Annotated in this window: 17 protein-coding genes; 9 read left to right on the forward strand and 8 right to left on the reverse strand. The window is 34.8% G+C overall.

Going from position 1 to position 26,264, the window contains the following annotated elements; translation table 11 throughout:
• The first annotated feature begins 79 nt into the window (after positions 1 to 79).
• The 5 genes from ACVC08_RS06010 (at position 80) to ACVC08_RS06030 (ending at position 3,534) form a co-directional block, all read left to right on the forward strand.
• Positions 80 to 412 carry a GIY-YIG nuclease family protein gene (locus ACVC08_RS06010; protein WP_452601383.1) on the forward strand — a complete coding sequence of 111 codons (333 nt, stop codon included), beginning with the start codon at positions 80 to 82 and terminating at the stop codon, positions 410 to 412.
• Between the two features lie 23 nt (positions 413 to 435).
• Entirely contained in the window at positions 436 to 1,188 is a 753-nt protein-coding gene (locus tag ACVC08_RS06015) for an enoyl-CoA hydratase/isomerase family protein (RefSeq protein ID WP_452601384.1), read from the forward strand.
• Positions 1,189 to 1,270: 82 nt separating this feature from the next.
• A complete protein-coding gene (locus tag ACVC08_RS06020; RefSeq protein WP_452601385.1) occupies positions 1,271 to 1,693 on the forward strand; it encodes a hypothetical protein in 423 nt (140 codons plus the stop codon).
• 120 nt (positions 1,694 to 1,813) lie between these two features.
• Positions 1,814 to 2,410 (forward strand): acyltransferase, encoded by a 597-nt coding sequence (locus ACVC08_RS06025; protein ID WP_452601386.1) that lies wholly within the window; start codon positions 1,814 to 1,816, stop codon positions 2,408 to 2,410.
• 29 nt (positions 2,411 to 2,439) lie between these two features.
• Positions 2,440 to 3,534: a hypothetical protein gene (locus ACVC08_RS06030; RefSeq protein WP_452601387.1), complete on the forward strand. Its 1,095-nt coding sequence runs from the start codon at positions 2,440 to 2,442 to the stop codon at positions 3,532 to 3,534.
• A gap of 25 nt (positions 3,535 to 3,559) precedes the next feature.
• On the opposite strand, the gene ACVC08_RS06035 is transcribed toward ACVC08_RS06030, so the two are convergent.
• Positions 3,560 to 4,036 (reverse strand): Lrp/AsnC family transcriptional regulator, encoded by a 477-nt coding sequence (locus tag ACVC08_RS06035; protein ID WP_452599269.1) that lies wholly within the window; start codon positions 4,034 to 4,036, stop codon positions 3,560 to 3,562.
• Between the two features lie 192 nt (positions 4,037 to 4,228).
• On the opposite strand from ACVC08_RS06035, the gene ACVC08_RS06040 reads away from it, so the two are divergent.
• From ACVC08_RS06040 to ACVC08_RS06050, 3 genes are all read left to right on the forward strand, one after another.
• Complete coding sequence (locus tag ACVC08_RS06040) at positions 4,229 to 5,503, forward strand: dihydrolipoamide acetyltransferase family protein (RefSeq protein ID WP_452601416.1); 1,275 nt, start codon at positions 4,229 to 4,231, stop codon at positions 5,501 to 5,503.
• 210 nt (positions 5,504 to 5,713) lie between these two features.
• Positions 5,714 to 6,781: a branched-chain amino acid aminotransferase gene (locus tag ACVC08_RS06045; protein ID WP_452601388.1), complete on the forward strand. Its 1,068-nt coding sequence runs from the start codon at positions 5,714 to 5,716 to the stop codon at positions 6,779 to 6,781.
• A gap of 206 nt (positions 6,782 to 6,987) precedes the next feature.
• Entirely contained in the window at positions 6,988 to 9,036 is a 2,049-nt protein-coding gene (locus ACVC08_RS06050; protein ID WP_452601389.1) for an alpha-ketoacid dehydrogenase subunit alpha/beta, read from the forward strand.
• Between the two features lie 69 nt (positions 9,037 to 9,105).
• On the opposite strand, the gene ACVC08_RS06055 is transcribed toward ACVC08_RS06050, so the two are convergent.
• The 3 genes from ACVC08_RS06055 to ACVC08_RS06065 all read right to left on the reverse strand — a co-directional run bounded on the left by ACVC08_RS06055 (position 9,106) and on the right by ACVC08_RS06065 (position 11,970).
• Positions 9,106 to 9,654, reverse strand: a complete 549-nt coding sequence (locus ACVC08_RS06055) for a DUF4136 domain-containing protein (protein WP_452601390.1) — start codon at positions 9,652 to 9,654, stop codon at positions 9,106 to 9,108.
• A gap of 44 nt (positions 9,655 to 9,698) precedes the next feature.
• A complete protein-coding gene (locus ACVC08_RS06060; protein ID WP_452601391.1) occupies positions 9,699 to 11,684 on the reverse strand; it encodes a urocanate hydratase in 1,986 nt (661 codons plus the stop codon).
• A 124-nt stretch (positions 11,685 to 11,808) separates the two neighbouring features.
• On the reverse strand, positions 11,809 to 11,970 hold the full coding sequence (locus tag ACVC08_RS06065) for a DUF5522 domain-containing protein (RefSeq protein WP_452601392.1): 162 nt from the start codon (positions 11,968 to 11,970) through the stop codon (positions 11,809 to 11,811).
• 51 nt (positions 11,971 to 12,021) lie between these two features.
• Here ACVC08_RS06065 and ACVC08_RS06070 point away from each other — a divergent pair, with 51 nt between their 5' ends.
• A complete protein-coding gene (locus ACVC08_RS06070) occupies positions 12,022 to 12,345 on the forward strand; it encodes a hypothetical protein (RefSeq protein ID WP_452600173.1) in 324 nt (107 codons plus the stop codon).
• A gap of 7 nt (positions 12,346 to 12,352) precedes the next feature.
• On the opposite strand, the gene ACVC08_RS06075 is transcribed toward ACVC08_RS06070, so the two are convergent.
• The 4 genes from ACVC08_RS06075 to ACVC08_RS06090 all read right to left on the reverse strand — a co-directional run bounded on the left by ACVC08_RS06075 (position 12,353) and on the right by ACVC08_RS06090 (position 26,259).
• Positions 12,353 to 13,699 carry a tail fiber domain-containing protein gene (locus ACVC08_RS06075; protein ID WP_452600174.1) on the reverse strand — a complete coding sequence of 449 codons (1,347 nt, stop codon included), beginning with the start codon at positions 13,697 to 13,699 and terminating at the stop codon, positions 12,353 to 12,355.
• A gap of 366 nt (positions 13,700 to 14,065) precedes the next feature.
• Complete coding sequence (locus tag ACVC08_RS06080) at positions 14,066 to 15,766, reverse strand: hypothetical protein (RefSeq protein WP_452601393.1); 1,701 nt, start codon at positions 15,764 to 15,766, stop codon at positions 14,066 to 14,068.
• Between the two features lie 240 nt (positions 15,767 to 16,006).
• Positions 16,007 to 20,128 carry a GEVED domain-containing protein gene (locus tag ACVC08_RS06085; RefSeq protein ID WP_452601394.1) on the reverse strand — a complete coding sequence of 1,374 codons (4,122 nt, stop codon included), beginning with the start codon at positions 20,126 to 20,128 and terminating at the stop codon, positions 16,007 to 16,009.
• A 341-nt stretch (positions 20,129 to 20,469) separates the two neighbouring features.
• Positions 20,470 to 26,259 (reverse strand): GEVED domain-containing protein, encoded by a 5,790-nt coding sequence (locus ACVC08_RS06090; RefSeq protein WP_452601395.1) that lies wholly within the window; start codon positions 26,257 to 26,259, stop codon positions 20,470 to 20,472.
• Positions 26,260 to 26,264 lie beyond the last annotated feature (5 nt).

Raw genomic sequence — 26,264 nt, forward strand, 5'->3', positions numbered from 1 at the left:
GGATGTCACTGCGCACCTGTTGCGCAGTCATATCAATGTTAACGAAAGCGTTAAAAGCAGTCGCATAAAGAGAAACTAAATGTCTAAAATATATTATACTTACATCTTAACACATGAAAGAAATCATATTTTTTATGTTGGAGTAACAAATAATATTGAAAGAAGAATGAGTGAACATAAAGCAGCAACTTTTGGAACTCATGTTGGGCGTTATAATATTAAAAAATTAGTTTATTTTGAAGAGCATTCAGATATACGAATTGCTATAAGAAGAGAAAAGACTATTAAAAAATGGAAAAGAGAATGGAAGATTAATCAAGTGACCGAAATGAATCCAGATTGGATTGATTTAAGTGATGATTGGAATCTTTCAAAATATAAAATAGATAATAATAAAATGAATGCGCAATAAATGCGCATTGACACACTAAGAGCATGACACAACCATACGTTAAAATAAACATAGAAAACGAAGTAGGATACATAGAATTCTTTCATCCAGCACACAACTCTTTACCAGGAGATGTGTTAGCAAAACTAGCACAAACAATAACAGAAGCAGGAAAAAACGATGCTATAAAAGTTATAGTCTTAAAAAGTGGAAAAGACAGAACATTCTGTGCAGGAGCAAGCTTTAAAGAGTTAATAAATATTAATGATGCAGCAACAGGAAAAGTGTTCTTTTCTGGATTTGCAAATGTTATCAATGCGATGCGTAAATGCCCTAAATTTATAATAGGACGCATACAAGGAAAAACAGTAGGAGGCGGTGTTGGTTTAGCAGCAGCAACCGATTATTGTATGGCTTCAAAATATGCAGCGATAAAATTAAGCGAGCTAAATATAGGAATAGGACCATTTGTAGTTGGGCCAGCAATAGAACGTAAAATGGGCTTAAGCGCGATGTCTCAAATCGCTATAGATGCTAATTCATTCTATCCAGCAGAATGGGCCATGCAAAAAGGATTATTTACAAAAGTATTTGAGAGTAACGAAGAATTAGACGAAGCAGTAAAAACAACAGCAGAGCACTTATGTACGTATAATACAGATGCTATGACAGAAATGAAAAAAGTATTCTGGAAAGGTACAGACGATTGGGACGAATTACTAGCAGAACGTGCACAAACAAGTGGACGATTAGTGCTTTCAGAATTTACTAAAGAGAAATTGAAAGGGTTTAAGTAACAAATTCCTGCGTAGGCAGGAATCTTTTAGTACAAAAGATAATATAAAAACCTTTATAATGATTAAGCCGGAAATAGTTAAATTGTCAAGAATACCACTAAATAAACTTATTCTTAATAACATTATTTATTCTGAAATAGCAGAAGGAGGAGCTATGGGCAATGATGGTGGAATTATTATTTATGTTATGAAAGGAGATCAGTTTATTCTCTATGAAACAAATTTGTATACAGATGAGAGTACATATATAGATACAAGAACTTTATTACTTAAATACCAGAATGGATATAAGAATGATGATAATCAAATAAATAAAATTTTATTTGATTATCATTATGGAGGTATGGGAAATCATATTCTTATAAATAAGAATGTTTCTCTAAAAAATGGAGATGGTTTTTTTGTCTATAGAGGAGAAAATAATAAAGAATATCAGATTTCCTGTTCTGTAGAAGGCGTATTTAATTGTGTGAAATATTCAATGGAGAATTCTAAGACTGATTAAAGTAATATAATTGAAGAAATGAGCCTAAGTTGGTCGGATTTAAGCACCAATTGGAATTTAGATAATAAGAGAATTTAAAACTAATAAATAATAAGATTCCTGCCTGCGCAGGAATATGATATGATATACGCATTCAAAGGATACATCCCTGTTGTACACGAAAGTAGTTTTGTCCACCCATTAGCGGCTGTAACAGGAAATGTTATTATTGGTAAAAACTGTTATATTGGCCCAGGAGCAGCTATTCGAGGAGATTGGGGGCAGATTATTTTAGAAGATGGGGTTAATGTACAAGAAAATTGTACAGTGCACATGTTTCCAGGTAAATCTATTACATTAAAAGAAAGTGCTCATGTAGGACATGGAGCAATTATTCATGGCACTAATTTAGGACGTAATTGTCTTATCGGAATGAATACAGTAATAATGGATGATGCCGAAATAGGAGACGAAAGCATTGTAGGAGCCATGGCATTTGTAAAAGCCGAAACCAAAATACCAAACAGAAGCTTAGTTGTTGGGAATCCTGCAAAAGTAATAAAGCAAGTAAGTGATGAAATGATTGCTTGGAAAACTAAAGGCACACAATTATATCAGCAATTACCTGCAGACTGTCACGAAACATTAAAAGCAGTAGAACCTTTACGAGAAGTGCCAAAAGACTTACCAACACAAGAAGAAGCCTATAAAACGTTGAGAGATACTTTTAAGAAATAAAATCAGTGTTAGCTTAAAAATCAATAATTATGAAAAACATAAAATTAATTATTTTATTAATTGTTCCATTATTTCTTTATTCTCAAGAAGAAAATGGAATTCTATTTTTTAAGCTAGATAAAAAAGTAGTATATGTAGACAATTCACCCGCTACACATTTTACTATGACAATTCCTGGAGATAGTATACAAGAAATTGAGACCCCTAATAGTTTTTTAATAAATAATAAAGTTATTCAAGTTCTTAAACGAGGTTATGATAGTAAGGATTATAATAATAAACAGCCAACTTCAAAAGAAGTAGAACTTTTAAAAAAGGCTATGAAGTTTGAAGTGGATTACTTTGAAGATGAGATATTTAATAAAGAATTAGAAGTTCAAGAAGATATTTTTTTAAATGCTTCAGGGAAAAGATTCCACTTATGGTGGTTTAAAATTCCACATATTGAAATAAAAGGTAAACCAAATTCCACAAAGACAGAATACACCTATTATTTAAATTGGGTTGCAAACGATTATATTTCTGTTATGAGCTCTTATTCATTAGAAGGAGAAGATTTTAATGACAAAATTAAAGAAATAAAGGACATTGCAAATTCTATTAATGTTTTTGGAGCACCTATAGATATTGAAGGGACTTATCAAAAAATGAAAACAGAACAAGAAGGTAAAACGTTGGAATTTGTTAATCCAGATAAGAATTTTACTATAGATATTCCTAAATGGGCTAATATTGTTAAGACTAATTTAGATACAGATTGGGCGATAACTTTTCCTGATATTGATAATGTTAAAAACGTGGCATTAGTAACTTGGAATAGCAAAGAAGAATTTGATTCTCTAGAGAAGTTTAATGAGCATTTTATTCTTAATCTTAAAATGGGTGATAAAATAGGAAACGCCACTGTATTATTAAAAAAAGAATTAAAACCACTTGATAATTGTAATGGAGTTGCTTATAAAATTCAACTTATGTTAGGTAAAACTATATACGATTGCCAGTACGTGACCTTCGAAACAAAAAGCCATTATATACTTACAAAATTTGTGGCTACTCCAGAAACTTACGATAAGAATATATCTAAGTTTGAAGAGTTAGTTACAAACTTTACAATTTCAGATTAAAAATTAAATAACATCTAGAAAGTCTTTAACTAATACTACTCAAATCAATCTCATTAGTATCCTTTCCAGTAGAAAGCGCAATCAAACTCTGTACATTACCTAAATAAGGAAGCAATGTTAATTTGGTAATAATAAACGTTTCATAAGCCTCAATATCTTCAACAACCAATTTTAATAAATAATCATAGTTTCCACTTACCCTGTGGCATTCAATAATTTCAGGGAAATTATTAATCTGTTTAACAAACTTTTCAAGATAACTTCTGGTGTGCCCTTGTAATGTAATACCAACAAAAACAGTTTGTTTCAACCCTATTTTTTTATGATTTAGCAAAGCGACATATTTTTTTATATAGCCGTGCTTTTCTAATTTTTTAATGCGTTCAAAAATAGGAGTTGTGGTCATGCCTAATTCGCTAGCAATACTTTTAGTTGTTCTATCGCTATTTTCTTGTAGTAACGACAGAATTTTAAAATCAATTTTATCTAGAGAATATTGCATAGAAAAAAGTTATTTAAAGTCTTACAAATATAAAATATAAAAGAATAAAATTCTGTATTAATTAAGTTAAAAGATTAAAATTCTTTGATAGAAATAAAATAAAGATTTTAACAAAAGTATTTTAGTTAGTTTGTTATTTTTAATTCTTTAAAACAAAAAGTCTTGGCTGAATTTACACTTAAAATGCCCAAAATGGGCGAAAGCATAACAGAAGGAACTATTATTAATTGGTTAATATCTGAAGGAGACAGTTTCGACGAAGGAGATATTATTTTAGAAGTAGCAACCGATAAAGTAGATAATGAAGTACCAGCACCATCGGCAGGAACTTTGATAAAAACACTATTTGGAGCCAAAGATGTTGTTCCAGTTGGAGAAGCTATAGCTGTATTAGAAGTTTCAGAAAGCACGGCTAAGAAAACAAAAGAAGCACCAAAAACTTCCGAAGCAAAGAAGGAAAAGCCTAAAGCACCAAAACGACCAAAACCTGCTCCAGTAGCATCAGTTTCAGGTACAACCTCATTTTCAACTTCAAATACAAACACATTCTTTTCGCCTTTAATTATAAAAATAGCAAAAGAACAACATATAAGTTTCGAAGAATTAGCACGTATTCCAGCAACGGGACACGAGGGTAGATTACGAAAAAGTGATGTCTTTCAATATATAGAAGATGGTAGACCGTATAAATTTGCGCAACCAGTTGCACAACAAGACCCAACAGCATATAGAATTCCTCAGCTAAGTTTCGACAAAGGGAAAGGTAAGGTGATAGAAATGGATAGAATGCGCCAAATGATAGCAGATCACATGGTGTATTCAAAACACACGTCACCACACGTAACAGCATATGTAGAAGCCGATTTAACCAATATGGTAAAATGGCGTAATGCAAATAAAGTTGCCTTTCAAGAAAAATACGGCGAACGTTTAACCTTTACACCATTATTTGTAGAAGCTGTAGCAAAAGCAGTAAAAGATTTTCCAAATATAAATGCATCGGTAGATGGTAATACCATTATAGTAAAAGAAGATATAAATATAGGTATGGCAACAGCTTTACCAAGTGGAAACTTAATTGTCCCTGTTGTAAAAAATGCAGATACAAAGGACCTAAAAACAATAGCTACTAATGTTAATGCATTGGCAGGAAAAGCAAGAGAAAATAAATTAGGAGGAGACGATATAAAAGGAAGCACGTTTACCATATCTAACGTAGGTACTTTTGGTAGCGTTATGGGAACCCCAATAATAAATCAACCGGAAGTAGCTATTCTAGCATTAGGAATAATAAAGAAACGACCAGAAGTAATAGAAACGGAAAACGGAGACGAAATAGCAATACGAAGTATGATGTATTTATCACTGTCTTTTGATCATCGCGTAGTCGATGGCTTTTTAGGAGGATCATTTGTACGCCGTGTAGCCGATTATTTTGAGCAATTCGATATTAATAGAACAATTTAATTCCTGCAAAGGCAGGAATCTCATAATAAATAGAAACTAAACTTAAGGAAAACAAAAAACTTATAAATAGATTTCTAGAGCAAGAGTAATTAAAAAAAACTGTCATTCCTGTGAAAACAGGAATCTAGTAACAGATAGATAAAAAATGTTTAACCCTACAAACTCTTATTTTAAAGGAGTTTAAAAGATACCCGCTTGTACGGGCCCGACATGAATTATAACATAGCAATCACTAAAGTAGCAAAATCTAGAGTAGACGATTTAGACTTTAATAACATTCCATTAGGAACAACATTTACAGATCACATGTTTATTTGTGATTTTGAAAACGGAGACTGGACTAACCCGAGAATAGAGCCCTTAGAACTAATTCCTACGCATCCAGCAGCAATGGCTTTACACTACGGGCAAGCTATTTTTGAAGGTATGAAAGCCACAGTAGATGGCGATGGAAATCCAATGTTATTTCGTGCCGATAAAAATGCAGCACGATTAAACTTTAGTGCGGATCGTATGGGAATGCCAGATTTTCCAGAAGACCTATTTGTAGAAGGCTTAAAACAATTAGTCGATTTAGAACGCAGTTGGATTCCACCAGCAGATGGGAGCGCATTATATTTAAGACCATTTATGTATGCAGACGAGCCATTTATAGGTATGCGTGCGGCAACACACTATAAATTTATAATAATGGCCTCGCCAGCCGGACCATTTTTTAGTAAGCGTATAAAACTATGGGCAGAAAAAAAATACATAAGAGCCGCTAACGGAGGAACAGGAGAAGCAAAAGCAGCAGGAAACTACGCCGCAGCCATTCGCCCAACAGAATTGGCAAAAGCAAAAGGATACGACCAAGTATTATGGTTAGATGCCGTAGAACATAAATACATACAAGAAGTAGGAACCATGAATATTTTCTTTAAAATAGATGGTAAAATGGTAACCCCAAAACGCGATGGCTCTATTTTAGATGGAATAACCAGACTAAGTGTTATCTCAGTATTAAAAGACAAAGGCTACGAAGTAATAGAACGCGCCATTACAATAGACGAAATAAAAGAAGCATCAGTAAACGGAACGTTAGAAGAAGCCTTCGGAACAGGAACAGCAGTAGGAATTGCCTATATACAAGAAATAGGCTTAGAAGGAGAAGTAATCCATGTATCCGATGAAAGTCCAGTAGGAAAAGACGTTAACGAAACTTTAAATGCAATAAAAACAGGAAAAGTAGCCGATAAGTTTAATTGGATGATTAAAATAGAAAACCAATTAGCTTAAAATAATTAGGGCGTTACCACAAGGGTCGGGCTTTCCGCTATATCTTTTGCAGAAAAAGCAAAAGGATGTCGCTACAATCCCTAACGCAACAAAACCCTTTAAGAAACAAACCTGTAACATAGAATATATTTTACATTAAAGGGCTTTTACTTAATGTGAAAAATAGAAACTAAAAATAGAGACCTGCTGTAGTAGGAATGATAGAAATGGAGAAAAAAGTATTAGAAAAAGGATTTTCAAAACTCTGTACAGCTAAGGCTATGGCAGAACTATACGAAGCTAATTTTAAACAAGTCTCAAAGTATGTACATGCTACCTCAAGAGGACATGAAGCGATACAAATAGCATTAGGCTTGCAATTATTACCGCAAGATTATGCCTTTCCCTATTACAGAGATGACGCCATGCTATTATCATTTGGTGTAACACCGTATGATTTAATGTTACAGTTATTAGCAAAAAAAGAAGATCCATTTTCTGGCGGACGTACCTATTATTCGCACCCCAGTTTAAAAGACGACGATAAACCAAAAATACCGCACCAATCCTCTGCTACAGGAATGCAAGCCATTCCAGCAACAGGAGTAGCTATGGGGATGCAGTATAAAGAATTACAAGGATTAAATAACAATTCTATAGAAAACCCAATCTCTGTATGTAGTTTAGGAGATGCCTCGGTTACCGAAGGAGAAATAGCAGAGGCTTTCCAGATGGCAGCCTTAAAGCAAATGCCAATACTATATTTAGTACAAGATAATGGTTGGGATATATCAGCAAATGCAGCAGAAACAAGAGCGCAAAACGCTTACGAATACGCACAAGGATTTGATGGCTTAGAAGCTATAACTATAGATGGCGCTAACTTTACAGAAAGTTACGAAGCACTAGAGAAAGTAATCGCTACAATACGTAAAGAACGTCGTCCGTTTTTAGTACACGCCAAAGTCCCATTATTAAACCACCATACCTCTGGCGTAAGAATGGAATGGTATCGTGACGATTTAGAAGAAGCCAGAACAAGAGATCCCTATCCAGTATTAAAACAACAATTATTAGATGCAGGTTTTTCTGAAAAAGAAGTAGAAGGTATTGAGGCAGCTGCAAAAGAAAAAGTACAATCAGACTTTGAAAGAGCATTACAAGCAGAAGACCCAATACCAGAAGATTTATTTACAAACGATTTTGCACCAACACCAATAACAGAAGAAAAAGGCGTGCGCGCTCCAGAAGGCGCAGACAAAGTGGTTATGGTTGACTGCGCATTATTTGCTGTAGAAGAATTAATGAAACAACACAAAGAATGTCTATTATATGGGCAAGATGTTGGAGGGCGCTTAGGAGGTGTGTTTAGAGAAGCTGCAACGCTAGCGCAAAAATTTGGAGACGACCGTGTGTTTAATACACCAATACAAGAAGCCTTTATAGTAGGGTCTACCGTAGGAATGAGTGCAGTAGGTTTAAAACCAATTGTTGAGGTACAATTTGCCGATTATATCTGGCCAGGACTAAACCAGTTATTTACAGAAGTAAGTAGAAGTTGTTACCTCTCTAACGGAAAATGGCCAGTAAGTATGATATTACGTGTGCCTATTGGAGCTTACGGAAGCGGAGGACCATATCACTCGTCGTCTGTAGAAAGTGTCATTACAAATATTAGAGGTATAAAAATAGCATACCCAAGTAACGGAGCCGATTTAAAAGGCTTAATGAAAGCGGCATACCATGATCCAAATCCAGTTGTTATTCTAGAACATAAAGGATTATACTGGAGTAAAGTACCAGGAACACAAGGCGCAACATCTGTAGAGCCAAGTGAAGATTATGTATTGCCTTTTGGAAAAGCATGGGTATTACAAGAAATCTGGAAACAAGATAACCTAGAAACCTTAACTATTGTTACTTATGGTATGGGCGTGCATTGGGCAATGAACGCTTCAGAAGAACTAGGTATGCAAGACCAAATAGAAGTGATAGATTTACGTACACTCTATCCTTTAGATGAAGATGCAGTTATGAAGTCTGTAAAGAAAACAGGAAAATGTTTAGTGGTTACCGAAGAGCCTTCAAATAACAGTTTTGCAAGAGCTTTATCTAGTAAAATACAAGAAGAATGCTTTAAATATTTAGACGCGCCAGTTATGGTTATTGGTAGTGAGAATATGCCAGCCATTCCATTAAATTCAACTTTAGAGCAAACAATGATTCCTTCTACGGAAAAAGTGAAGGCTAAAATAGAACAGTTGTTAGAGTATTAGTGTATCGTCATTTCGGGAAGGGACATTTATAACAAAAAAAAGCGACTTTTAAGTCGCTTTTTTTTGTGTTTATTGCTCAGCTCCTGGAGGGTATTGCGTCATTATTTCTGCAACGAACTCTTTTATTCTAGCTTCTTTTTTATCTATATTTCTATAGTTTGCTAGAGTTCCAGAACCTTTACCTTGCCATATTAGCTCTTTTTTATTGGCATCTATTAAATCTATGTATAAACTACCTTCTGTAGTAGATCTAATAGAACTACTATTTCCCCAGTAATAAGGACTCCACCCCCAGCCGTAGCCATAAGGACCAAAACCACCATTGTTATACACATTAACTTGTTCTCTAGATTTAGTAAAAATACTAACTAATATATCTGGAGATTCAGATTTAGTAAATCCTTTAGCCAACATTTCTGTTTCAATAGCTCTAAGAATTCTACGTTTATCTAAATCGCTAATTTCTGCTTTATCAATTCCAGTCTTAAAAAATGCAAATGTTTTGTAATTGTTAAAATCTGCATTTTTATCGTAATCTGAAACAACACGAACAGAGGTACAGGAGCTTACTATTACAATTAGTAATAAAAAGGGTAATGTTTTAAGTAACTTTCTCATAGATGATTTTTTTAGTTTCCATATTAAAGGGAAACGGTTAATGGTTATAACGAGTCTATAATGGCATCATCGACAATGTTTGGTAATGTTACTTTTAAGTTAGGCTCGATTTCCATAGCGCGTTTTATTGCAAAAACAGCACCTTCGTTTCTAGCCCAACTTCGTCTTGAAATTCCGTTATTAACATCCCAGAATAACATTGATTTTAAACGTTTTGATGCTTCTTTAGTACCATCAAGAACCATACCAAATCCTCCATTAATAACTTCTCCCCAGCCAACGCCTCCACCGTTGTGAATGCTTACCCAAGTTGCTCCTCTAAAGCTATCTCCAATAACATTATGTATTGCCATATCTGCCGTAAAGCGTGAACCATCATAAATATTTGATGTTTCGCGATATGGAGAGTCTGTTCCAGAAACATCGTGATGATCTCTACCTAAAACAACAGGACCAATAGCTCCTTTTGCAATAGCTTGGTTAAAAGCTTCTGCTATTTTTGCTCTTCCTTCTGCATCTGCATATAATATTCTTGCTTGCGAACCTACTACCAATTTGTTTTCTTGAGCGCCTTTTATCCATTGGATATTATCGGCCATTTGTTGTTGGATTTCTTTAGGAGATTGCGTCATCATTTCTTCTAGAACATCACAAGCTATAGCATCTGTTTTTGCTAAATCTTCTGGGTTTCCTGAAGCACAGACCCAACGGAAAGGCCCAAAACCATAATCGAAACACATAGGCCCCATAATGTCTTGAACGTAACTAGGGTATTTAAAATCGATACCATTGTCTGCCATAATATCTGCTCCTGCTCTAGAAGCTTCTAATAAAAAGGCATTTCCATAATCGAAGAAGTATGTCCCTTTTGCAGTGTGTTTATTTATAGCAGATGCATGACGACGTAAAGTGTCTTGAACTTTAGTTTTAAATAACTCAGGGTTATTTGCCATCATATCGTTAGATTCTTCAAAAGATAATCCTACAGGATAATAACCGCCAGCCCAAGGGTTGTGTAATGAGGTTTGATCGCTTCCTAAGTCTATATGGATGTTTTCTTCATCAAATTTTTCCCAAACATCTACTATGTTTCCTAAATAAGCAATAGAAATAACTTCTTCGTTTTTTTGAGCTTCTTTTACGCGAGCTACTAATAAATCTAAGTCGCTAATTTTTTCATTAATCCAGCCTTGATCTAAACGAACTTGAGTTATTTTTGGATTGACTTCTGCACAAACGGTAATACAGCCAGCAATATTTCCTGCTTTTGGTTGCGCGCCAGACATACCGCCTAAACCAGAAGTAACAAACAAGTTTCCTTTAGGGGCTTTTCCTATTTTTCTAAAGCCGTTTAAAACTGTTATTGTTGTACCATGAACAATACCTTGTGGGCCAATATACATATAGCTCCCCGCAGTCATTTGCCCGTATTGCGTAACACCTAAGGCATTAAATTTTTCCCAATCATCTGGTTTAGAATAATTAGGAATCATCATACCGTTAGTAACAACAACTCTTGGTGCTTCTTTGTGCGAAGGGAACAACCCCATTGGATGTCCTGAGTACATCACAAGTGTTTGCTCGTCTGTCATTTCGGCCAAATATTTCATAGTTAGCCTATATTGTGCCCAATTTGAAAAAACTGCACCATTACCTCCATAAGTAATTAATTCATGTGGGTGTTGGGCAACAGCATAGTCTAAATTGTTTTGAATCATTAGCATTATAGCTGCTGCTTGCTTAGACTTTGAAGGGTATTCGCTAATGGGTCTAGCATACATTTTGTAATCTGGTCGAAAACGAAACATATAAATACGACCATACCGTTCTAGTTCTTCTTTAAACTCTTTGCTTAATGTTTTGTGGTGTTTCTTATCGAAGTAACGAAGGGCATTTCTTAATGCTAACTTTTCTTCTTCTTTAGAAAGAATAGCTTTTCGTTTCGGAGCATGGTTAATCGAGGTGTCGTATGGTTTTGCATTAGGTAAACTGTCCGGAATACCTTCTAAAATTTGTTCTTTAAATGACATGGTATTTGTTTTTAATTAATAATTAGTTTGCGAAATCTAGTTATTAACTATGGGTACCGTATGTCTGCACGATGATAGCTCGTCGCGATTAATATCTTGTATGTTTTAAAGTAATTGTCCAATGTTACTTTTGTGTGTTTGTTTTTTTGTCATATCCATATGGGCAATGCCTACAGCCACTTTCGCAACAATACCCTCTTTTTAAATGGTATTGTTCGGTAAAACAGCGGTAACCTTCTGGGGTTAAATAATAGTCGCCCTCCTCTACAGGAATTATTTTTTTCATATTGTCGCAAAGATAATGTAAATTAGAATGATTTTTGAATGCTATTAACCAATGATTTTATTTTCTAAATATTTAGTACCTAAAGGATATACAGGCATTACTATTTATCCTTTCGTTTTTTTGAAACATAAAAAACTAAAAAACGATGTAGTACTCATTAATCATGAGAAAATACATTTAAAACAGCAATTAGAACTATTAATTGTGCCTTTTTATACATTGTATTTAATTGAGTTTATTGTAAGGTTGGTTCAATACAGAAATTGGTATAGTGCTTACAGAAATATCTCTTTTGAACGTGAAGCTTATAGAAATGAAAACGACCTTAATTATTTAAAATCAAGGCCGTTTTGGAAGTTTATAAAGTACTTGTAGTACTTAATTATTTTTTTTCTAATTTTTGAAGACGTGCTTCGAAAGCATCAATGATTTTTTGTTGTTCATTCACACGATTTTCTAAAGTTTTAATTTGCTCTTGTTGTTCTTGAGTAGCTTTTATAAGTACTGGTACCAAAGAGATGTATGACACTTTTATATTTTTAAGTTTAACAGATTCAAATGTGCCATCCTCCTTCTTTTTATAAGTTTCGGTTTTTGAAGCCTCTTTAACCAATTTATTAACTTCTTGAGCAACTAAACCTATTCTGTTTTCTTGAAAAGGATCGTCTTTTAATTCGTATGAAATAGTACTTAATTGCATAATTTCATCTAGACCATAAGTCATCGGTTTTATATTTTTCTTGGCATTTATATCTGAAGTAGTGAAAATGTTTCCTGCATAAATATTCCTCCATTCGTTAGCAAAACCTAGATCGTATGTTAAATGCTGGGTAGGAGAAAAAGTGTCACTTATGTATAATTCGGCTTCACCATCTACAAGAAATTCAATAGAGCCTAAACCCATAGTGGTACCTCTAGAAAGACCATTATCAAAATCAGCTACATAATCTATAGTTGTTGTATAGGCATCGGCAGCTGCAAGTGTAGTTGTATTAAAAGCATTTCCATCTGCAAATAAGGCTCCAGTAGAACCAAAAATAACAGCATCGTTACCTGCGTCAACAAACATTACGTTTTCGTTATTGTTAGATTCAATTCTTAAATCTAAATCTGAACCTAATTCATTAAATATCGTTGTATTGTTACCAGATATTTGATGGTTTACTGCATTATCTTGGTATATGTTTACTATACCATCATCATTAGAATTTGTTAGTTCTACTAATACATCTCCAGAATTTGCTGCGCCATCTCTAATTTGTACTTTGTCCATAAAAGAAGTTTCTGTAGTGTTTAAGCGCATCTTTTCAACAGATTGTCTTCTAAAAGAAACATCATTATCATCTACAGTTCCAATAAAATTAATAGTTGGGTTTGTGCCTGTATTACCAACAATAGTCCAGTCTGTAGAAGGTCTGGTTGTTAGCATAACCCATGCTGCTCCATCCCAATAGTAAAAACCAGCAACATTTACACCTCCAGCACCATTATTATATATTAAAGTACTTGTTATTGGTCCGCCACCTTGTGGATTTGTAAAAGTAGTGGTATCTGTTAATGATGCTAAGCTACCTCTGGGGATAAGTAAGCCAGCATTTGCTGTTGTAATGTCTAGTGCGCCCTCAGGAGTTGTTGTGCCAATTCCAACTTGTGCAGTTGTGGTGTAACTTATAAATATACTAAGGATTAATGTAAGTGTTATATTTTTAATCATGTAGGGAGATTTCATTGTAATAGAATATTTTTATTTTGGCGAGCAAATGTGAGGTTTTTTACTAGTTAATAAAAAATATTCCTGTTTTTTTCGTTTAAGTGTAGCACCGTTATTTAGAAATGGAGTTGTGTAAGTGGTGTAAATAACTTGTGTAGTTATTTTAATTTACTGATTTAATGTGAATTGAGTTTTAATCTATAGGTTTTGTAGAATTATAAAACAACTTTGTAATATAGTGCATAAATAAAATTTCGAATATTACTATATAGTTATCGACGAAATACAGTTGAGGGTTAGTGAGATAATCGGGTGTAGGGATAAAGAAAAAGCCTTTACTTGGTGTAAAGGCTTCTTGAATTATTTACTTGTAGTTATAGTGGATTATTTTTTCTTTAATGTTTTTAATTGACTAGCTCTTAAGTTCTCTCTTCTTGGTGTTCTTTTCGCTTCGTCATAACGTAAAGCTGTTTTTTGATTACTTATATTTTCTGTTTTAGCCGGGTTAACTGGTGCATTACCAAATTTTACTGTTCCGTTTTCGCTCCATATAGCTACTTTACTATCTTCTGAATTTTCATCAGACATTACAGCATTTATATTTCTGTCGAAATCTGAACTTAATATTTCTGTCGAAATTGGAGTTGCTTTGATTTTCTTTTCTGCAATAGCTATCCAATTGAAAGATACATTAGATTGTCCTCCTTTATTCTCCTTTATAGTAAATCCATTTTTGTCTACAGAAACAATGTGTACGCCATTACTTTCTCCATAAGGTGTAACAGTAACTATAATTGGTGCGCTTTCGTCTATTATTTGAGAATAATCTTTATTAAAAGGAATGTAACTTGTTCCATTTGTTAGTTTACCTCTTCCTTTATCTTGAATATCTTGACTCATTGATGTGTTAGCGTATGAGACAGCTCTTGAGCCATCTTGTTTTTCATCTAATACAATAAAGGCTTCGTTAGTAATTGTTTTTCCTTGATTGTAATTAGCAAAACGGTCTCCAGTAAATACTGTACCATACTCATGGCCTTTAACCCAAGCACCAATAACACCACCATGAACACCTAAACCTATTGATGTGTCTACATAATTACTTGTAGTTTTTCCTCCAGCTCCACCATCTATACGAGTACCTCCAAAAGCATATACTGCATAGCTTGTTCCGTTATTAGCATAATAGCCTAAACTACCACTAGCTAAAAAATCTGTACCTAAAACACCTCCAGTTCTTCTTTGTAAATTTGCTCCTGTGTCTCCTTTAACTCCAAAAGTGTAAGATGTAATACTACCGCCTCCCATTTGTCCGTGTACTCCAGCTCCTACATCGGTGGTAAAGTTACTACCAGATGTTGTTGTAGTGGTTAAACCTCTAACCCCAGGTCCTTGCGAATTTGTACCACTGTATTCACCTTGTACGCCTGCAAATAAAGTAGTTCCACCAGTAACAGCTCCATATACACCTCCTCCATTTTGGTCTGTGTACCCGTTTACTGCCCATGGGAAAACTGCGTTACCTTCACTAACACCATTCATTAAATCCCCAGGTAGTACCGTTTCTAGTGCTCCAATGAAAAATTCACCTAATGAAGATGCTCGAGCGGCATGGAGTCCAGATGTTCTTATATCAAAATTTGTTGTGTCGTATGTTCCAACAAAATGAGTTCCTTGTGTAGCTGGTACACCAGTAACACCAGTAACACCGCCGTCTATTCCTCCATTTCCTATAATAGACCAGTCTAACCCTCCAGGTGACCCTGCTACAGATATCCATCTTGTACCTAACCAATAATAAAGTCCTGGTGATACGTTGTTTGGAATTGTACCAGCTGTATTGGTATTCCATACCAATGTTCCATCTGGTATAACACCTCCTTGCGGATTAACTACAGGAGCTTGTACTGTTAAGCTTGTTAATGCTACCTGAGGCGGCACCATTCCTTGAGTTGTAGATGAAATATCTAAAGCTCCTCTGGGAGTTGTAGTACCTACTCCTACTTGAGCAGATAATTCAAAGGTTAAAAATGAGCATATTATAATGCTTAATAAAATTGCTTTATTTTGAATTTTATAAGTCATAACGTTGGGAATTATGATGTTAATAATAATTAGTTTGTAACAGTTAATGTGCTACAATATATCATTAAAATTCATTCCTAACATACTTTATGTATATATAATCGATAAAATGCGCTTAATCGTGATTCTGTGAATATTTATTCGGTATATGTGTTTTTTGTTAGATTAAAAGTGTTTTACAAATGATGAACCGTATTGGTTGGTTAAAAAGTATTATAATATGGTGTTGTTATTTTGTGTTTAGTATATGGGTTTTTTGTAAATAATAGAATCATCGTTAAGTGTTATTTTTATAAGTAGAACTCTATTCGCTTTTTGTATACCTGTTAATGAGATGGTATTAGTGTTAATTGTATTGTAGGTTTGTAATGTTCTACCTAAAACATCATAAACAACAATATTTTTTATGTCTTTAGTATTGGATATAACATCTAATGTTTCGTTATTTATTATTTTAACTGTATTGTCGTTAAGTGTATATTCTTCAATTGATAATAAATTGGGGTTCTTGTAAATTAATTCAAAACGATTATTATAGGTGCCTATTTCTGAAGTAAAGATATATGGAGCAGATTTTAAATCATGTATAAAGCCTGTATTGTTATCTTTTATAAATATGTCTTGGTCGTTAAATAAATCGTCTAAATGGTCTATGCCAATTCTATAAGTGTTGGCAACTGTAGCTTTAAACCCTAGTTGTACAGTATCTTCATCGTTAAATGGAAGGGGTCTGCCTTGAATAGCTAAATTTCCATCTGGAATAATAGAGTAGAAAGATACAAAATTGCCGCCATTGGCTAAACCATCTAATCCTCTATCCCATTCTAGAGAGGCACCATCGGCATAACCAATTAATATTTGACTAAAAGCACCTTCGTCGTTGCTTAAATTTAACCATAGTCTATGTTTTTCAATATCTAGATTGGTTGTACTAAAACTGCTTTCTGTAGTCCTTAAAAATGTATCGTTATTTCCTGAAACTCTCATAGTGTTATTAAAAGTAGCCGTACCGTTTGCTAAGCCCATAACAAAGAAGGATTGGCCTGAAGCAATGTATCTCGTAGGGGTTAATCCGCCAGAGGCAGCTGTTGCTGTAGCTCCTAAAGAATTAACTGTAGCATAATCACTTCCTGTGTAATTAGCTCCAAAATCTGCATAAAAAGGATCTGAGTAAGAATCGTCTGGGGCTGTATTATGTGTCCATAAATATGCGGTACCATCTAAAATAGCAGAATTTGTATTTAAAAAATCTACTAAATCTACTGCGGATGCATATGGGTTGCCTATTAGGTGCCATTGGTCGTCATCTGCTCCAACGACTGTATCTCCATAAGAAAATCCAATGTTTGCATCTGTACCTATAGTAATTGGCACATTTACATCTCCGTTTGTTGGTGTTCCTGAAAAAGTAGCTGTATATACTGCTTTAGTAAATTGATCTGGACTGTAGGTTTGAGGTGCTCTAATAGCATAGCCAATACCGCTAACCATATCTGTGGAGGTTGCGTTTTCTAATATCCAGTTTCCATTACCATTTGCGACTGTAGATTGCCAGCTAAAAAATTTATCGCCTAAAGTATCTGGAGATAACTCTAGCAATTTATAATTAGAAGCCGTTGTTAAAGGAGAGGACCAGTATGTGTAATCGTATCTGTAAATTGGTTGGGTGTCTCTTTCTATTCTAACATCTCCAATATTTGCATCATTATTTATTTGTATTAAACTGGCACTATTTCTAATGTCGAAAATTCCACCAGTATTTACATTTACCCATTCTGTGACTGTTATGTTATTATTAGATTGCAATTCTAAATTTCCTGTCGATTTTACTTTTAAATTTCTTGCGTATGCATCGTAACCAGAACCTGTAATAATACAATCATCAGGTATTATTACACAGTTACTAGAAGTTGGTACGCCAATTGGTAACCAGTTGTTTGGATTGTTCCAGTTTGTTGACACTGAACCTGTCCAAAACTGCGTTCTGTTGTTTATAGATACATTTTCACTTACAGAACACCCATTTGATAGAATAGCTGTGGCTGTGAATGAGAATGATGTAGATTCTAATTGTGTAGCATTAGGCTTAATATATACTGTACTTGCAGTGTCTCCCTCTATGTAAGGTATTGTTGCTGCGGCATCTACATAAGCATCAATTGTAGAGGTACTACCAGACCAAGTAAAAGATGATGTTAAGGGTCTAGTTCCAAATAATTGTATATTATCTATAGCAACTCCATCACACCAATAATTTGCATAATAACGAAACCTAATTCTTAAATCTGGTTCGTTTACATAGGCAGACAAATCCAAGGAAACACTCGCGAAAGCAGTACCATAGCCTACATCATCATCATAGTATTGTATGCTAGTCCAATTTGTTCCTCCATCTGTAGAGGCTTCTATTGTTACATTTTCTGGAATAGATGCGTTTACTAAATAACGAGAAAAATACATGTCGAAGTTTAATGTTAAGTCTGTAAATGTAGAGGTGTTTAGAGATGCAGACTCGAGGGCATTTTCAGTAATATTTGTTGTTCCTGCATCAGACGTAGCCATTACAAATTTGTTTGTCCCAAAACCAGATGAAATTGCAGGGAACCATACCTGTTCAGAAGGAATGAATGTGCTTTCTCTTCGAACCCAATTTGTAATGTTATTTTCTGCTGCTCCGTTGTCTTGTATATTGTTGTTAGTAAATACGCCTAGCCCACTTAATCCTGAATCTTCAAAATTTTCATCAATTAAATAGGCAACTTCGTTAGAGGCCGAGGCAGATAATTCTATAAAGTCATCCTCTCCACAGACTTCAGGGACAGATGGTGTAAATGTTAAAACGGTTGTAGGCATAATAATAGCTCTTACTTTTGTTCTTACTAAAGATTCACAAAAACCATTATCTGCTGTAACATAATATGTATGAGATGATGTTAATGCAGGGGTGGTCCATGATGTGGATGCTGTTGATGCAATTGGAGTTGCATCTGTATCATTTGCATACCAATGGTATAGTAGTGTTCCTGTGCTTCCTACTGCTTCTAAATCTACTGTTCCATTACCACAATTTGAACCTTCTGTAATGCTGTCTATTATAGCTGGACAGCTTTGTATGACTGTAAATGTGTAGTCTTCTGTTTCTCCATATTCTGTATATCCAGCGTTGGTGTTTATGTCTTCACAAGAATCAAAATCATATCCAAAATACTCATTAGTGCCTGCAAAACTGTTATATAGACGTATACGAATTGTGTAATCTCCTAGAGGTTGAGTAGGAGGTATAACGAAACCAAAAGTTGTACTAGAGGTTCCTATTGTTGCAGAATCGAAAACTTCTTCTGTGTTAAAATCGTAAAGGCCATCTAAATTCCAGTCAACCCAAGCTTTAATATGACCTCTTCCTCCAACTGTTTCTACAAATACGTTAATACCTTCACCTTGTGCTTGTATGCTATTGGTTAATCCTGACCAATCTTGATAACCTTGTGATCCGGCTGTGCTATTATATCCATTATTTAAATTAGTAACATCATTTAGCGTACCAATAAACTCAACATCATCAAAATATAAGGTAGTTTCGTTAGAAAGCGTTTCTGGAACACAAGGGCCAATAGGAGCATTTACTGTAACATTATAATCTTCGAATTGACCATAACTTGCAGATTGGCACGCTCCTCCAGTATAGTTATAATAATGCATAATTCGCATTCGTGTGGTGCCTAACGATGCTGTGGGAGGGACAGCAATATTAGCAGTTAATGTAACACCATCTGTTGCGTTAGAGGCAGGCATATTACCTAAGTAGTATACCTCTCCAGCATCTACATATGATCCGTTTTGATTCCAATCGAAAAAGGCATATTCTTGGAATAAACCTGTATTACTTGTGTGTGCTTGTATATTTAAATTATAGGAGCCGCCTAGTTCAACGGTAGCATTATCACAAAAAGCTTGAAAGCCTGCTGTGGTACCAATTCCAGGGTCTGTTGAGTTATTTATGCCAGCAAAAGTGATATTTGATATAGGAAAAACTCTACTAGGAGCAGAAATAGTTGGAACGCAATAGCTTCCTTCGCAAGCCATTAAAGCTGTTAAGGGGGCTGTTACACTTGTTTTATTTACTGATTTTGTGGAAATCGCTTTTTCTAATATTTCTAATTCCTCATGTTCGTTAGGTGTAATAAAAGTATTATCTGTTTTTATTCTTTTAGACTGGGACTCTATTGCTCGTTTGTTATTTACTTTGTTTTGAGCTTGAATAGAAGAAATAGAGAGGCCTACAATAAAGAAAAGAATTAAACACAGAGAGCCTTTTAAATTAAACTTTATAAAGTTTAAAGTTGGGAGTAGTTTTTTTTCCATAGTATATGGAGTTTTGGTTAGTTTTAGATTAAGGGGTTAAAAACTCGATAAAATAACTATTAGGGAGCGTTATAAAACCAAATTATAGATTAAATGTATAAAAAAATCTATGAAATACAAAAATAAATTTTTAATGTAAAAGATTTTGAAGTGTTAATAAGTCGGATTTTATAGAGAATATAACTCTATAATTTATAGGTAGATAATTAGGTTATGGGGTTAATTTTATTGCTCTTATCGCTAGTTTTTATAGAACGTAATGTGTGTTGATAAGTTATTAAATGAAAAAAAAGCTCAATTTTAAAATTGAGCTTTTTTTTCATTTAATATTTATTTAAAGTTTAGTAAATAGGTTTTTTGTAAATTATAGTGTTATCTGTTAGTGTTATTTTTAATAGTAGCATTTTGTTGGCTTTTTCTATACCATTTAAATCTAAGTTTTTTGTGTTTAAATTATTGTATGTTTGAAGCTTTCTTCCTAAAATATCATATGCAACTACACTTTTTATATGCTTGATAGTGGATGTGATACTTAAGTGGTCGTTATAAATAACTTTAATTATGTTGTTGTTTATGTTAACTTCATCTATAGATAATGTCTCATTAGTATAAACTATCTCAAATCGATCATTAAATGTTCCTATTTCTGAATTGAAAATATATGGAGCAGTTTTTAAGTCATGAATACTATTTAAGTCTTTGTCCTTAAGATAGATGTTTTGATCTAAAAATAATCCATCTATATGATCTAACCCTATTCTGTAGGATGCTTCTTCAGTTGATTTGTATCCTAATTGAACAACATCTGCCTCATTAAATGGTAAAGGTCTTCCTTGGATAGCAAGATCGTTATTAGGAATAATAGAGTAGAAGGTAACAAAGTTGCCACCGTTTACTAAACCATCTAGGCCGCGATCCCAATCTAATGTAGCTCCATCTGCATAGCCTATTAAGGTTTGGCTGAATGCTTCATTTTCATTACTTAAGTTTAACCATATTCTATGTTTTTCAAAGTCGTTATTTGTTAAGTTAGTTGTATTTTCTACAGTTCTTAAAAACACATCATTGTTGTTGGTTACACGCATGGTGTTGTCAAATATTACAGTACCGTTACTTAAGCCCATTACAAAGAAAGATTGACCAGATGCAATGTATCTTGAAGGTGTAATACCACCTGTAGCAGCTGTGTTTGTAGCGCCTAAAGAGTTTACTGTTGCGTAATCACTACCTGTATAATTAGCTTGGAAGTCTGCATAAAAAGGATCTGTTATTGCTGTAGATGGAGCTGTATTGTGAGTCCATAAGTACACTGTTCCATCTAGTAAAGGGCTATTGTTAGCACTATTTAAGAAGGATACAACATCTATTGCAGAAGCGTAGGGATTTCCTATAAGATGCCATTGGTCGTCATCTGCTCCAACAGTTGTGTCTCCATAGGTGGATCCTATATTAGCATCGGTTCCAATAGTTATAGGTACATTTACGTCTCCATTGGTTGCGGTACCAACAAATGTTCCCATATATGTTGTTTTTATTGCAGAGTCAGCGCTATATGTTTGTGGTGCTCGAATAGCGTATCCTTTGCCGCTTTCCATGCTTGTGGTTGTTGCATTCTCTAATATCCAATTACCATGACCGTTTGCTACTGTAGATTGCCAACTGAAATATTTGTCATATAAGGTGTTTGGGGATAGGTCAGATAACGTAAAGCCAGATGCCGTTGTTAGTGGCGACCCCCAATATGTATAATCATATCTGTAAATTGGTTGAGTTTCTCTTTCTATTCTAAAAATACCACTGTTGGCGTCATTATTAATTTGTACTAAACTAGCTGTATTTCTAATGTTGAAAATTCCGTTAGCATCCACGGTTACCCAATCTGAAACTGTTAAATTGTTACCAGATTGTAGTTCTAAATCTCCAGTAGGTCTTATCGTTACATTTCTGGCATATGCATCATAGCTTGTTCCAGATATTATAGTTTGATCTGGAATAATAACACAGTTATTAGAGGTTGGTACTCCACTAGGAAGCCAGTTTGAAGGATCGTTCCAATCTGTAGAAGAAGCTCCTGTCCAATATTTAGTTCTGTTATTAATAGATATTGTTTCACTTACATCACATCCATTATCTAAAGTTGCGGTTGCTACAAACGAAAAAGTATTAGATTGTAGTTGTGCTGTTGTTGGTTTTACATATACTGTATTTACAGCTGTACCAGAGTATGGAATTGTTGCTGCAGCATCAATGTAAGCATCAATTGTTGTTGCGCTTGTCCAAGTAAATGATGATAAAACAGGTCTAGATCCGTACAGTTCAATATTGTCTATTGCAACTCCATCACACCAATAATCAGCAAAGTATCGAATACGGATTTTTAAATCAGTTTCATTAATATAAGCGTCTAAGTTAAATGATACATTAGACATGTCGGTTCCATAGCCTATGTCATCATCATAAGTTTGAATTGTAGTCCACGCTCCGCCTCCATTTGTTGAAACTTCAATGTTTACATTTTCTGGAATAGTGCTAAAATAACGTGAGAAATAAATATCAAAACTTAAGGTTAGGTTGGTAAAAGTTGAAGAGTCTACAGTTGCAGATTCTAATGCGTTTTCTGTTATGTTAGTGGTTCCAGAATCTGATGTAGCCATAACAAATTGATTAGTTCCAAAGCCAGAAGAGATAGCGGGAAACCAAACTTGTTCTGAAGGGATAAATGTACTTGTACGCTGCTGCCACATTGTTATAGCGCTTTCTCCTGCACTATGATTGCGTATGTTGTTATTTGTAAATGTGCCTAATCCTGTGCCTTCAAAATCTTCATCTATTAGATACGCAATTTCGTTTGCACTGGCTGCAGAGATTTGAATAATATCATCTTCACCACAAACTTCAGGTACAGAAGGCGTGAAAGTGAGAGATGTTATTGGTCTTATAGTTGCAGTTAGTTTTGTTCTGACTAAAGATTCGCAAGAACCATTATCTGCTGTAACATAGTAATCTGTGGTAGTACTAAGGCTAGGGGTAATCCAGTTTCCTGTTGAGGTTGTTGCAATTGGAGTTACGTCTGTAGTATTAGCATACCAGTTGTATTCTATGGTTCCGCTACTACCGGTAACAGAAAGGCCTACAGTTCCAGGACCGCAATTTGAACCTTCGCTAATACTTGTTATTTTTGCATCGCAACTTTGTATCACTGTAAAAGTGTAATCTTCTGTTTCTCCATATTCTGTATACGATCCATTAGTGTTAAAATCTTCGCAAGAATCAAAATCATAACCATAAGATTCTGTGCCTCCAGAAAAGCTATTGTATATTTTAACACGCATTCTATAGTTTCCTACGGCTTGGTTAGCTGGGATTATAAAGCCAAATGTTGTGCTTGATGTGGCAATAGTTCCTGTATCATAGACTAATTCAGATGCGGTTTCTTCAAAGAGGCCATCTAAATCCCAATCTACCCATGCTTTTATATGGCCTCTATAAGTACCAGATTCTAAAAACACATTAATACCTTCTCCTTGTGCTTGTATGCTATTGGTTAAGCTAGTGAAATCTTGGTAACCAACTGTTCCTACAGATGAGTAACTGTTATTTAAGTTTGTAACATCATTAAGGGTTCCTATGAATTCTACATCGTCTATATATAAGTTAGATTCATCATTTGATGATGTTGGCTCACAATAAGTAGCTATACTAGAAGTTGTAGTATTACCTGTTAATGGAAGGGTTGTGTTATATATTGGGCCTCCTGTACAACCTATATTGTTGTAAGAGTAAATAAAGAAATAATAGGTTGTTGTTATTGTAAGTCCTGAGGTAGAGAATGTTAAGTTGTTGTCGTTATCTATTACTGTATTGCCTGCTCCAATAGTATCTCCTATGTTATATGATGTAGCATTAATTGGTGTTGGTGGTAAGCCAGTAGTGTTCATTACTATTAGGTAGTTATCTGGTGTAGGTGATGCAGCAGTAAAGCTTCCAGATATCGTGCTACTTGTAACAGAGTTAAAGGTTAAAGCTGTAGGTTGAGCTATTGGAGCTGTACAAGGTAATGGGGTGCCAACAACTAAAGTGTAATCTTCGGCTTCTCCTCTTGTTGCAGAGAAAAAACAGGAATCAGGGTTGGTGTCGAAGTAATCAATAAGTATTCTCATTCTATAACTTCCTGCTGGTGTAGCGGGAGGGATAACAAAACTTCCAGTTATTCCAGTTACGTAGGCTCCAGAGCCAAATACTTGCTCTCCAGCATCAGTAAAATCAGAATCATTATTATAGTCTATCCATATATTTGCTCCAAATGTTGGGATGCCTGTACCAACAAAAGTACTACTGAAATTTACTGTGCCTCCTGCTATTTGAGTGACGATCATGCTCGTAAAGTCTCCATAGCCAGTACCAGAATATCCAGATCCATTGTTGGTTATGTTTGTAGAGCCTCCTGTAGTGCTAAAATCATCTATATAATTGTTCGTATCTGATGAGGTTGGTATACAGTAACTAGGAGTTACAGTTGTTGCGTTTCCTGTTAATGGATTTGTTGTATTGTATAAAGGGCCTCCGCTACATGCTGTATTGTTGAATGAAAAAATGAAAAAATAATAAGTTGTCGTAGTGTTAAGACCAGTCGCTGTAAATGATAGGTTAGCATCATTATCTACTACAGTATTTCCAGCTCCTATAGTATCTCCAATATTGTATGTTGTTGTATTTGTAGGAGAAGGAGGTATGTTAGTGGTGTTTGCTACTACTAAATAATTGTCTGGAGAAGGGGATGCCGCTGTAAAACTACCATCTATAGTACCGCTTGTTATTGTTCCAAAAGTTAAAGCAGTGGGTTGTGCTGTAGGAGTAGTACATGGTACTATGGTTAGTGTTGTTGCGTTACCTGTTAGTGGACTTGTCGTATTGTATAAAGGCCCTCCGCTACATGATGTATTATTAAAGGAGTATAAAAAGAAATAGTAAGTTGTATTATCGGTAAGACCAGATGCTGTAAATGCTAAATTAGTATCGTTGTCTACAACAGTATTGCCTGCTCCAATAGTGTCACCTATGTTGTAGGTTGTTGTGTTAACTGGTGAGGGCGCAATGTTAGTAGTGTTCATTACCACTAAGTAATTATCTGCAGTGGGAGATGCTGCTGTAAATGTAGCGTCTATTGTAGATGTTGTAATAGCTCCAAAGGTTAAAGCAGTGGGTTGGGCTGTTGGTGTAGAGCAACTAGGAGTAGGGTCGGTTATACAAATATCAAATGTGCCATTGTTATTATTGCCATATTCAAAAAGACGAATATATAATGTGCTTCCTGGTGTTTGGCCTGTTAAAGAAATGTATGACATGTTACCATTAGTACTAGAATCGTCATCACAAGAAACTAATGCTAAGGAACCACAGCTTCCTGAGTATACAGCCATTCCACTATCTGTAACTACTCCAGTGTTTGTATCAATATTAAGGTTTCCACTAGCAGGTACAGTTACTGTAAACCAAACATCTCCACCTAAGTAGCTAGAACAGCCAGGTGCTGGAGTTTCTCCACTATCTGTTGCGTTTTCATTTGTGTAAGTAGCAAAACTACAACTAGTGTTAACAGGTAAGGCTATGGCATTGCTACAATCGTTATTAGTAGGAGCAATAGGTGCTGATGTAAGTGTTACAACAATGTCTCCATTTAAAGCATTTGTGGTGGCGCAATTATATCTGTTTAGTTGTATTCTATAATCTCCAGTTGTAGCTGGTGTGAAATCTATTGAAGCTTCAGATCCGCTACAAGCTGGGCCATTATCGTCATTGTAAGCTACAGATGTGCCACCGAGATCTCTAATAGTCATTTGTGTGTCAAAGCCAGATCCGCAATTAGAAATTCTATAAGTGGCTCCAGCAATCATATTGTTTACTCTAAAGTTCCTCCTTCCTCCTTGATTAGCAGGGGGCGTACAAGAAACACTTGTGCTTACTACTGTAGGTGCCGCGGAGGTGCAAGCATCATCTGTAATATTTGCACATTGACTATAACTGTTTATGGAAAAAATAAAGAGAATTAAAATACAAGTAATGTATTTGAGAGGCTTTGGTGTCTTAGTTATTTTAACTAAGGTAGGAGTGTAAAGTAATTTTTCAATCATAGAAG

The sequence above is a fragment of the Pontimicrobium sp. MEBiC06410 genome (assembly GCF_053601615.1).